Here is an 11,917-nt window from a genome sequence, read left to right on the forward strand (position 1 = left end):
TCAGAAATAATTAGTTTTAATTTTTTAAGATGAGAGTTATAAAAATTTAACCACTTTCACTAGAGTTAGAAAATTCATTTTTTAACACTCTCCGCTGAGAGATTTATTTTGCATCAGCCTACAGAATCGCTTTGATTTTGTAGTGCCTCAAAATCACCCTCACGTAATTTTCGGCGTAGGATTTTTCCAACGGGACTTTTTGGCATTTCCTTAACAAATGTATACTTTCTTGGTCTTTTATAGTTCGACATGTTAGGATACCTTTTACAAAACTCATCTAACTCTTGTGCTGTAACCGTTTCGTTTTTAGAGACAATATAGGCGGATACGATTTGTCCCAATCGATCATCCTGCTCTCCAATAACGATGGCTTCCAAAACGTTTGGATGTTGTGACAGACAATCTTCAATTTCTAATGGATGAATATTTTCTCCCTCAGAGATAATCATATCGTCAAGCCGGCCAACAACGAATAAATCGCCGTCTTCATCAAGAAAACCAATATCCCCTGTAAAATACCAACCATTGCGTATCGCTTTAATAGTGGCATCAGGGCGATTCCAATACCCCTTAAATGCTTCAATGGAATCTAAATTTGAAATTATTTCACCAATTTCTTCTTTCCCAACTATATCTTCGGGAGTAGAACGACCCTCGGGATCTGCTTTTACAACACGAAGATTTTGGTGAATACCTGGTTTACCTACACTACCTGGCTTTTCAGATACATTAGGACAAATAGAAAACGTATATACTTCTGTACTGCCGTAATGATTTACAAATACCTTTGGTTTAAGTAACTTCACACATTGATTTACTAATGTAGAGGTCATTGCAGCACCTGCATATCCAACTTTTTCAAGCTTGGATAGGTCATATTTATTGAAGTCTGGATGTGTTAGCATATCATGATAAAGCGTAGGGATTAAATAAAGGGAAGTGATTCTTTCTCTGTAAATAATCTCAAGAGCATCTCCAGAATCAAAGTCTGGCAAAATAGCAATTTTTCCATTTAATAGCGCCATGGTAAGCAGTGAACGAACGCCCATTGTATAATAAAGCGGCATTACTCCTAGTGTACTTTCCCACAACTGGTACTGGTTTTGGACGATATGTGCCATCGCTGAGGCATATTCATTCCTATGGGTACGTGGTACTCCCTTTGGACGTCCTGTTGTTCCTGACGTGTATAACATGATCGAAATATCATTTTCATCTAAAGTAGGCTTCTGATAGCTACCTGGGCTTCGGTCTACTAGTTCAGGATAAGAAATATCTACACCAATATGATTCTCATCACCTATCAAAATTGGCCTTTCAGAAAAGTTTGATCCTAATACGGCATGTTGACTGGCTGATTCATAGACGACAGCTTTCGCTTCAGCATCGTTTACACAATACTCGACCTCTTTAGTGGAAAATCGGTAATTAAGTGGAGTATAGATCGCACCAAGTTTTTGTAATGCCCAATAAATGATTACATTTTCAACTCGGTTCTTTAAGATGACTACAACACGATCCTGCTTCTGAATGCCTAGACGCTGTAAAGAGGCAGCAATTTTTTCAATTTCGTGTTTTAATTGGACATAAGTATAGCGTTTTTGGTCTTGAACTAAAGCGACATGGTTTGGGTAACGCTCAACTGCAAAATCGAATAATGTACCTAAATTCATTTTACATCTCTCCTTTTCCCCTTGAGTTGTGCTTATCTTATCTAAATCACTTTTGATTCGTTTTTTAATTCTAAGAAAGGCCAGTCGTGGTTTTTTAGCATGGAGGCGTTGCGGGTATTATCCTTGAGTCAGTTGATTCCAAGGCCCCCCACACCCTTTACGATTATTCGATAAGATATAGATTTACAATCGAGTAGTCACCCTTCACTGCTACACAACTATAGAAATATCAGAGCTTAATACATATTTTCAATTCTCTTTAACAAGCTCTATTTTTTGCACCCCATGAAGCAGATTTTAAACACCTCTGAATCTACTCCCTAGACTGTTCAATTTCTGCTAACAATTTTAACCTCCCTATACCTTCCATCATGAATACCCCCTCGCTTTATATTACTTTACTAAAATAACATATGATAGAAGAGTGATGTTTCAAAAAATGATTTTAAAATTAAGAATGCATGTTTAAATTTATTAATAGACATAATAATCGATAACTTACTTTTGGTATTCAATATTTCACTTTCCTCATATCAATATTTTTCTTAGTACAAACAATGTACCTATATTGAATCTATTAAAACTGCTAAAAACAAGCCAAGTTTCATTATTAAAAAAACCTAGGCTTCCTGTTCCTTATAATTATTCCATCTAGAAAAGGGAGTTTAGTTATTTTGATAGTGGTTTTAAAGGGAAGGCTTTCTAAAAGATTGTTGCTTTTAGAGATACCTTTGTAATAATTCGCCAAAATAGAGTATAAAAGGTATTGTTTGTAACTTGAACAATAGTGATAGCGTCTAAATGAATATGGAGGTGGGAGTTTATGAAGCGTATAGTTTTAGCATTTTCTCTATTGTTAATTTTGGTAATGAGTGGTTGTAACAACTTCTCCGAACCGAAAATTTCCGAAGATGAAGCAAAATCAATTGTGTTAAAAAAACACACCAAACACATTGGTAAAGTTGAAATCATATCAGTTAGTCACAAGGGTAAAGAGTATATTGTTAAATGGAAAAATAAAGGAAACTGCGAGAATGGAACTGACTATGTTAATGACCAAAATGGTGAAATAACAAAAGGGGAAGCAACCATATGTTAGTTTGCTTTTATCGCTTGAAAAAGACCTACAGGTTTGCTTACAATCACATTGAATAGATTAGAGGAGAATATGAATGATAACTTGTAGGAAATGAGCGAAGTATTTTTTTGATTACCCATGTTGAAAAGGCTGACACCAAAAGGTCAAGCACTAAGCCTTTTGAGTCAGCCACAATTTTTTCATCTTTTTTAGAAGTCTATATCTCCTTCAAGATGAACTGATTAAATCAATTTATCAGGATTTATGTAATTATCCAGACATTCATTGTAGCCGGGAATTTGAACTCGCAAGTTTTGTATTTCTTCACTGTCTAAGGAGATTGTACATTCAAATCCCATCTTCGAGCCCACTCCATTGCGTGTTGACGGGTCAAGCTTCGAATTTTGTGCTTCATGAACTACCACTAAGTCTCTGTCTGCTTGAAAGCGGGTTGCGATTGTCCATTCCACTTCTTCCATATCAAAAATATCAATCTCTTCATCCGTTACGACGACATATTTAATATCAAAACTATTAGCATGTGCTGCAAAAATTGCATTTTTGGCTTCACCCTCATTTCTTTTATTAATGGAAACAATGGCATGATACCGACATGTACCACCAGGGCTCATATGAACCGCTTTTACGGATGGAACGGTCTGTCGAATGCTCTGAAAGAGACTTGCCTCATGAGGGATGCCACCAAGCAAAGATGTTCGTAACCCGTAGGGACAATGGTATAAAAAATCGGGTTGTTACGGTGAGTGACAGCCGTAATCTCAATCACCTCTTTGTCACTGCGTGGTCCATAGTATTTTGGGAATCCTCCAAAAGGGCCTTCAGGCTCTCGAACATGCGGAAGAATTTTTCCTTCTGACACTATTTCCGCATAGGCCGGTACATCGATATCTACCGTCTCACAACGAACGACTTTCAACGGTTCCCCCCGAAGGGCACTTGAGATTTCCAGTTCATCTACCCCGAATGGAGTACTTGAATGTTTATTATATATTTCAAACTCTTTGAGAAACGTTAGAATCTGTACTATTTTTACTTTGTTGAACAATGATGGTTTTAAAATCAGGCTTTTCAATAATTAGAGAAACAGCAACACCACCCAATATCGCCCAGAATGGAGAGCTTATATCATAAAAATGGACTCCTGACATCGCAATGATAAGGGCAAAAAATGAACCAAATTGGAATTGGGGTTTAGAAAACGCTTCCTGTAATGAACTTAAAAGAACTCCCATCATAGCCAGTCCTGCAACAGTGCTGATTAATACTTTCGGCATTGCAGCTACAAAAGGCATGACTGTACCTGCAAACAATCCAAAGGTAGAAAATAACACACCACATACAACCACTGCCGCATATCTTCCTTCCATTTGACCAGCTTCTTTTGATGCGCAGATTGCTGTCATCGATCCTGCAATATTCGCATTATGACCTCCAAAAAAAGACGTAATACCCCCGCCAATTCCGCTTAAAATCGTCATCTCATTAACCGGTGGTTTATACCCTTGGGTGTTTAACACACCTGTAGCCTGGGCGTTTTCAGCACCAATTACTAAAAGTGCAAGTGGGATGCCCATTGAAATAATCGCATCAATATTGAATGATGGAGTCACTAGTTGAGGAACGACAAAAACGGAACTCACATCTTTCACTTGGAATTCTCCCATCCAAACCGATAAAATGATAGCAACAGCAAATGATATTAAAATAGGTGGAAATTTTTTTATATAACGGAATGAGAGAAGATACACGAGGATGGATGAACCTGCAATGATTGGTGCTTTTTCGAGGGATGCAATCATCTCAGTCCCAAAACTAATCATTGTTCCAACGACCATTGACATAACAATTGGAACCGGAATCCAGTCCATAACTTTACCAATAACCCCTGTTATCCCTAACATAAAGACAATGAGACCTGCAGCAAAATAAGCACCAGCAGCTTCATTTAAAGAATAGTTTGAAAGTGAACCTACAACAAGTACTGCACCTGGAATTGAATAAGCGCCAGCAATCGGCTGCTTATTTCTTACGGAGATGATTATTCCTAATATCCCACCAAAAAAATATATGGCAAATAACCAAGAAATCATTTGTGTTTGAGTTAATTCGCCATTTGATGCTCCGTTTATTATAATTAGCGACGGACCAGTACAGCCAAAAATTGCTGCCAGCGTTCCTGCACTAACCGTTCTTATATTTAAATGACTTAATAAACCTTTCTTGTTTTCAAAACCCTTTTTTAACTGCATACCTTCAATCCTTCCCATATCGTTCTATTAACTTCCCTGAATCAAACATAATTTAAAGCGACTTTTTTTGATCTAAAATGACAATCACCGGCAGAGGCTGCCGGTGATTGTCATTTTATTACTTCCCTGTAAAAACTGGTTTTCTCTTTTCTACGAACGCTTCTACGCCTTCTTTAAAGTCTTCTGTTGTGCGAAGGAGGCCGTAGGCTTTCCCTTCCATTTTCAATCCGACTCCCAGCGGACTTTCTTCAGAAGCGTTCAACACTTCTTTTGCAACCCGCTGAGCAAGCGGAGAAAATTGAACAAGCTCCTCAACTAACGAATCCACTGTTTGCTGAAGGTCCCCTTTGGACACTACTTGTGTTAATAGACCCCATTGATACGCTTCATTTGCAGGAATTTTTCTGGCACGCATGATCATGTCCTTTGCTCTTGTTAAACCCACAATCTTTGCAATTCTCTGTGTACCTCCACTCCCAGGAATCATTCCTAGGTTCATTTCTGGAAGGGCAAGCAGGGTATCTTCCCGTGCAATCCTGAAATCACAGGCCATCGCAAGTTCTAGGCCTACACCGAACGTATACCCCTGCAGCTGAGCGATGACAGGTTTTGGAGAGCGTTCAGGAGCCGCCACGTTTTCGGCTAAATGGGAAAGCTTTTCTTGATGGGTCGCCATAAATTCCGGGATGCTTCCTCCTGCACTGAAGCATACATCTCCTGCTCCTTTGAGGATAATGACACGCACTTCATCATCTTGATTCAAACCATCAAAAATCTCTGTCAGCTGTTCTCTGCCAAGCATACTGATATAATTCATTTTCTCTGGGCGATCGAACACGATTGTTGCCGTTTGCTTTTCTGCATTTTTCTCTACCCGAATATGGTCATACGTTTGTTCTGTTATAGTCATTTGTTATTCCCCTTTTCTATTTTTAAATTTTTATTGGCTGATAGCTTCACTTTCATTGTGCGGTGCATCAATATCACCCTCGCGCAATTTACGGCGAAGAATTTTCCCTACAGGACTTTTTGGAATCTCTTTTACAAACGTATACTTACGAGGCCTTTTGAAATTTGATAAACTGGGTAGATTCTTGCAAAATTCATCCAGTTCTTGCTCTGTAACAGAATCGTCTTTAGCAACAATATAAGCGGTAACAATCTGTCCCCAGCGCTCATCAAGCTCCCCAATTACGGTAGCTTCCCTAACTTTTGGATGTTGAGTCAGACAATCCTCGACTTCTAATGGATGAATGTTTTCTCCACCAGAGATAATCATATCGTCTACCCGGCCAACAACGAATAAGTCACCGTCTTTATCAATAAAGCCAATATCTCCTGTAAAATACCAGCCATCTCGAATAGTTTTATCCGTCGCCTCCGGGCGATTCCAATACCCTTTAAAGGCTTCAACGGACTTCAGATTCGCAATAATTTCACCGACTTCTCCTCTCCCAACAATATCATCAGGAGTAGAATGACCGTCTGGATCTGCTTTTACCAGGCGAATATTTTGATGAATCCCCGGTTTACCTGCACTGCCTGGCTTTTTATGTACATCAGGGCAGATGGTAAACGTATATACCTCCGTACTTCCGTAATGATTTACAAACAGTTTTGGTTTAAGTAACTCCACACATTGATTTACTAATGTAGTGGTCATTGCGGCACCAGCATACCCGATTTTTTCAAGCTTGGTAAGGTTATACCTGCCGAAATCCGGGTGTGATAACATGTCATGAAAAAGCGTCGGTACTAAATAAAGGGATGAAATTTTTTCTCTTTCTACAATTTCAAGTGCCTCACCAGCATCAAAGTCTAAGTTTGATAAAAGAGCAAACTTTCCATTTAAAAAAGTCATAGAGAGCAACGAACGAACACCCATTGTATGATAAAGCGGCATTACTCCTAATGTACTTTCCCACAATTGGTACTGGTTTTGGACGATATGTGCCATAGCAGAGGCATATTCATTCCTATGCGTTCGTGGTACTCCCTTTGGACGTCCTGTTGTACCGGATGTGTATAGCATTATCGATATATCATTCTCATCTAGAATTGGCCTTTGATAGCTTCCAGGGCTTCTGTCTACTAGTTCCGGATAAGAAATATCCACGCCATTTTCATTTTCAACACCAATCAAGATGGGTCTTTCGAGAAAGTTCGCACCTGACACAGCACTTTGACTGGTTGATTCAAAGATGATGGCCTTCGCTTCAGAATCGTTTACACAATACTCGACCTCTTTGGCGGATAAGCGGTGGTTTATTGGAGTATAGATCGCACCAATCTGTTGTATTGCCCAGTAAACCATAACATTTTCCTGTCTGTTCTTTAGGATGACAACAACACGGTCCTGTTTTTGAATGCCTAAACGCTGCAGAGAGGCAGCAACTTTATCTACTTCATTTTGTAATTGGGCATAAGTATAAGATTTCAGGCCTTGAACGAGAGCGATTTGATTTGGATAGCGTTCAACCGCAAAATCCAATAATGTACCTAAATTCATAAAAAATCTCTCCTTTCTCCCCTTGATGGTTCATTACTTATTTAATTGGTAACTTCAGCCTTTTTTAATTCTTTCCCAAATTTTTTGAAGAAGTCTTTAATAACCAGTTTAGATACGCCTCCTAGCATTCGTTGACCGACCATCGCAACTTTTCCTCCCACTTCTGCTTCAAAGCTGTAAGAGAGAACAGTGTTGTTTTCATCAACTGATTCAAGAGTAATATCCGCGACGGCCTCTATGCTTCCAGGCCCTCCCTCACCTTTAACGATCATTTGATAAGATATCGGTTTATTAATATTCGCTAATTCAATTGTTGTAGAGTAATCACCTTTTACTGATGCAACACCCATTGATATATCAGCTTCATATTTATTTTCTTCAACTAACTCCAATTTTTTGCACCCCATGATGCATCTCTTGAGCACCTCTGAATCTAATAACACATCCCAAGACTGTTCAATTCCTGCTGGCAAATTCAAACTCCCTTTACCTTCCATCATAAACTCCTCCTATCCTAATCTTTAACAACGTTTTCAAGAAAGCGATTTCAAATAATGTTAAATAATAAATGAAAAAAAAGTATTGCATTAATAATATGGATTGTTTTAATTGTGATTTACCTTCCATTACTAGCATAATAATCTATAAACTTACTTTCCATTTTCAAAATCTAGTATAAATCGCTTAAAATATTTATTATATTTTGAATATTCAATAATTATCTTCTAAAATTTCGCACAGGCCTTTAACTTTTTCAGCTTAATATAAACCTTGGAGAATACCACTTTCGTCAATGTTTTTACTAGGCCAACATGTTCCCATAACATTGTATAAATGGAAAGACGCTTAGTATAACAATTTCACCCTAATGTCATTTTCTATTTCTCCATGCTTCCATTACATCCTCCTCTTTTAAAAAAACTAAAGGGTACAGAATCAATGTCTCAAAAAAAATATTAGGATAATTCAAATAGTAATTATTTTGTCATCTTAAAGATGTAATGGATCATAAGTCACCTGAGAACTTGATGAAATACAATAAAGGCAGACAATTTAAATACGATTATCATTTGTGAGAAACCAAAGGAAATTAAAGAAAAGACTCCAGTTAAATTACCAGTAATTTAATAGTACCCCTTTTTAATTGGTCCCTTTTAAGGGAAAGAGTCCAAAGGGGAGCTTCATAAATCCCAAGCCCTTTATATTGCTATGCAATCTTTTCTCCATCTTTTTTTGAATCCATTTTTGCTTTGCTGTAGTCCTCTCGATCAAGTAATAATGAAACGACAAATCCTACTAATAGAGCCCAGAAAGCTGCACCGACAGTAAATACTGTTACATTAGAAATGGCTATAAGAAATGCTACCATGGCTCCATTTTTAAATTTCCCGTTGAAAGCCCCGGCAAATGTACTTATAAACACGTTAAAAATAGCAAGACCACCGAGCACTGAAAGCAATTGACCAGGAACCACCGTCGAAACTGCAATAACCATCCCGGCTACTAAACCAAAACATATCCAAAGTAATCCATCAAAAGTTGCGGCTACATATCTCAACTTTTTATCCTCACCTGCTGCATCGCTAGAAACCATAGCAGTACTTGGTCCAGCTATAACAGTTGGGTGTCCTCCAAAAAGAGAGTTAACGATTGTACCAATACCTGGAACAGTAAACATTGCATTGATAGGAGGTTTATATCCTGTAGCAAATAGCACCCCGACTGCCTGCATATTTTGAACACCAATTATTAGTATAATTAAGGGCAAAGTTAGTTCTAATGTTGCTTGAATACTAAAATGAGGGACTACAAATATAGGATGAGCAAATGAAGGTTGTATCGACCCCCAGTTCGTTTGCCCAAGGGCTGTAGCGATTATCCCTCCTATTATTATTGCTCCTAGAATAGGAGGGAATTTTCTTGAGAATTTTTTCATCGCCATCAAGAGGAAGAAGATTGCAAAAGAACTCCCTGCAACTGCTGGTGCCTCTACCACAGCCTGTATTGCTTTGATACCAAAAGATAGAAGGACACCAGCAATCATTCCTAGCATAACCGGAAGAGGAATTAATTCTATTACCTTCTTGATTACCCCTGACAATCCAAGAATTGTAACTACTATTCCAGCAACAATAGATGCACCAATTGCCTCATTAAAGGGTATATGCTTTAAGGCATTACCTATTAATATTGCACCAGGTATGCTATAGGCCACCACAATAGGTATACGATAGCGAAGTGACAAGATAATAGTAAATATGCCTCCCGCCGTATAAATAATAAACAACCAAGAAATTGCCTGCTCAACAGAAAGATTCCCTTCTTTAGCTGAATTCATTACAATTAAACCTGGCCCCATAATGCTAAACAATGCAGCAACCAAACCAGTTCCAAGAGCAGCGGGGGTTAAATTACCAAAAAAATCCTTAATGTTTTTCCTAACGTCTGTACCTCTTTCGATACTCATTTTGGAAACCTCCTTTTTTATCATTTCATTGGATAGAAAAAGATTCTGTCTCTGGCCCTAGACCAGGTTCCTTGGACGGAATCTAAAACGGAAGACTATTACTTTTGGTCATTAGCTAACAAGATAGTGGCCAGAGATATACGTTTTCCTTTTATCGTCCACGTTGTCATCCCTCCTATTATATGAATCAAATTCCTCCAAAAAAGAAAGCGTTTACAATGAAGATAAGGAAAAAATTAAGTAGAGTTAACCCTCTCTAATAACAGAATAATCAATTAATATATATCAGTCTTTTAAAATCTTACTTTTCTTATTTTAAAAAAATCTGTCAAACAAAACTTTCCTCTTCTTTAGTAGTCTATTACTGACAGTACATGAAAAACATACTCCTCGCTTCGATCAGAGCAAACTCTAGTAATAAAGGTTTCTATTACAAAGCTTCTTATCATAGTATTAATAGACAACTTCTTGAATTATTAAGTTATAAATTATTATGTAAATACCAGTTACATATATCTAAAGGCATTATAAAACGGTACTCCGCCGACGTAACCACATTTTAATATTTTATAAAGTCCTTTTGTACAGAACTCAGAATAAGTCTACTTTTAATTTTGATTATCGCTACTGTACAGCGAGAAGCACATATTAGCTTTTTTTCTTCGTCTACAATTTTGATATCCCATACCATTTTAGTACGACCATTATGCAACGAATCAAGGTAAAATTGAAAGACATGAGCCCGGTAGATTACCGGGTTCATGCCCTAATTTGGTTCAATACCTTACAAAAGCCATTAAAGAGAATGGATTGCCCTTTTTAAAGTTTCGTTCATCTTCCATTGTTCCTTATACCTTCAGGCATGCTTTTGCCATCAATTCTCACTTAAATGGAGTGGATGTCTATCAGATTATGAAGAGTCTGGGCCACGAGCAGCTATCCACTACAGAAATTTATTTGGAGAAGGATTTGAAAAAGAACTCCATGCGATTCATTTGTAGAAATCAGATGTGTTTGGCGAATATATAATAGAAGAAACTCGTCATATTGAGAGGAATTTTTTGCTGAATTTAGGTTTCAATTAAATGGCGTGCTAAAAAAAAACGTTTCGTAATAAGTTTAAAGAATAGAGAAATGAGAAATAGTCCAGATTTAATAAAAAGATTTCTACATCTAGAGCTAATTCATAAGAGGGAGAACAAATCATCTGTATGCCTTGTTCTCCTTCTTTTTTAGAATCCTTAGATAGGCTTAAATATAAATCAAATAACTATCAGATACCTTCTTCCTCCTCTCAATAATTAAAATTAGAGAATTTTCAAGGATTATTTAAGAGCAAGTCCTGACATTAAGATTAATTGAAAATTTTATATAAATTATGAATAGAAAGGGTACGGCGTCATCTTAAGCCAACAAATGCCTCCTGGAGAGTCGATGAAACGCATATCAAGATAAAAGGTCAATGGATGTATCTGTATCGTAAAGTGGATTTCAAAGGAAACACCATTGATTTTTATCTCAGTAAAACAAGATACAAAAAGGCTTTGCGGTCTTTTCATGTTTCTAAGCCTCGTTTCATGACCGTCGATAAGAATCAGGCTTATCCTATAGCCATTGAAGATTTGCAAAAAGAGAAAAGCATACCTGATGGTATGCAACTTAGACAACAGAAGTATTTGATTAGCATAGTGGACCAAGATCATCGCTATATAAAGAAGCGAGTCCGTTCTTTGCTAGGATTAAAAACGTTTTGAACAGCCAAACAAATCACCTGAGGAGTGGAGGTGATACATTGCTGAAAAAATGACAACTTTAACAGGGGGAAAGTTTGTTCCAAAGCGAGATTGAATTCATACATAAATTATTTGGAGTAGCCTCATAATTCATAGATGAAAAGGATATTGAGATTCTATGTTTCTA

General features: G+C 37.4%; 10 protein-coding genes and 1 pseudogene. 3 read left to right on the forward strand and 8 right to left on the reverse strand.

Annotated elements, in window-relative coordinates:
* Nucleotides 1-113: 113 nt before the first annotated feature.
* Nucleotides 114-1,673, reverse strand: a complete 1,560-nt coding sequence (locus ACQKNS_RS24785) for an AMP-binding protein (RefSeq protein WP_427645900.1) — start codon at nt 1,671-1,673, stop codon at nt 114-116.
* An 823-nt stretch (nt 1,674-2,496) separates the two neighbouring features.
* Here ACQKNS_RS24785 and ACQKNS_RS24790 point away from each other — a divergent pair.
* The gene (locus ACQKNS_RS24790) at nt 2,497-2,772 is read left to right on the forward strand and encodes a hypothetical protein (protein ID WP_427645901.1); all 276 of its coding nucleotides are present in this window, start codon (nt 2,497-2,499) and stop codon (nt 2,770-2,772) included.
* A gap of 221 nt (nt 2,773-2,993) precedes the next feature.
* Here ACQKNS_RS24790 and ACQKNS_RS24795 read toward each other — a convergent pair whose 3' ends face one another.
* The 7 genes from ACQKNS_RS24795 to ACQKNS_RS24825 form a co-directional block, all read right to left on the reverse strand.
* The gene (locus tag ACQKNS_RS24795; RefSeq protein WP_427645902.1) at nt 2,994-3,461 is read right to left on the reverse strand and encodes a hypothetical protein; all 468 of its coding nucleotides are present in this window, start codon (nt 3,459-3,461) and stop codon (nt 2,994-2,996) included.
* Nucleotides 3,395-3,688, reverse strand: a complete 294-nt coding sequence (locus ACQKNS_RS24800) for a UbiD family decarboxylase domain-containing protein (RefSeq protein ID WP_427645903.1) — start codon at nt 3,686-3,688, stop codon at nt 3,395-3,397. Before ACQKNS_RS24800 ends, ACQKNS_RS24795 begins: the two co-directional genes overlap by 67 nt.
* A gap of 76 nt (nt 3,689-3,764) precedes the next feature.
* Nucleotides 3,765-5,021, reverse strand: coding sequence for a benzoate/H(+) symporter BenE family transporter (locus tag ACQKNS_RS24805; protein ID WP_427645904.1), 1,257 nt, complete (start codon nt 5,019-5,021; stop codon nt 3,765-3,767).
* A gap of 118 nt (nt 5,022-5,139) precedes the next feature.
* Nucleotides 5,140-5,931, reverse strand: a complete 792-nt coding sequence (locus ACQKNS_RS24810) for an enoyl-CoA hydratase/isomerase family protein (protein ID WP_427645905.1) — start codon at nt 5,929-5,931, stop codon at nt 5,140-5,142.
* Between the two features lie 30 nt (nt 5,932-5,961).
* Entirely contained in the window at nt 5,962-7,530 is a 1,569-nt protein-coding gene (locus ACQKNS_RS24815; protein WP_427645906.1) for a class I adenylate-forming enzyme family protein, read from the reverse strand.
* 41 nt (nt 7,531-7,571) lie between these two features.
* Nucleotides 7,572-8,030, reverse strand: a complete 459-nt coding sequence (locus ACQKNS_RS24820) for an SRPBCC family protein (protein WP_230175739.1) — start codon at nt 8,028-8,030, stop codon at nt 7,572-7,574.
* A 707-nt stretch (nt 8,031-8,737) separates the two neighbouring features.
* Nucleotides 8,738-9,997 carry a benzoate/H(+) symporter BenE family transporter gene (locus tag ACQKNS_RS24825; protein ID WP_427645907.1) on the reverse strand — a complete coding sequence of 420 codons (1,260 nt, stop codon included), beginning with the start codon at nt 9,995-9,997 and terminating at the stop codon, nt 8,738-8,740.
* An 810-nt stretch (nt 9,998-10,807) separates the two neighbouring features.
* On the opposite strand from ACQKNS_RS24825, the gene ACQKNS_RS24830 reads away from it, so the two are divergent.
* Both ACQKNS_RS24830 and ACQKNS_RS24835 read left to right on the forward strand, forming a co-directional pair.
* Nucleotides 10,808-11,026, forward strand: coding sequence for a tyrosine-type recombinase/integrase (locus tag ACQKNS_RS24830; RefSeq protein WP_427645908.1), 219 nt, complete (start codon nt 10,808-10,810; stop codon nt 11,024-11,026).
* A gap of 356 nt (nt 11,027-11,382) precedes the next feature.
* A pseudogene (locus ACQKNS_RS24835) lies at nt 11,383-11,879 on the forward strand (IS6 family transposase); the annotation flags it as partial.
* Nucleotides 11,880-11,917 lie beyond the last annotated feature (38 nt).

The organism is Peribacillus sp. NPDC094092 (assembly GCF_050279365.1).
Classification (GTDB): Bacteria; Bacillota; Bacilli; order Bacillales; family DSM-1321; genus Peribacillus.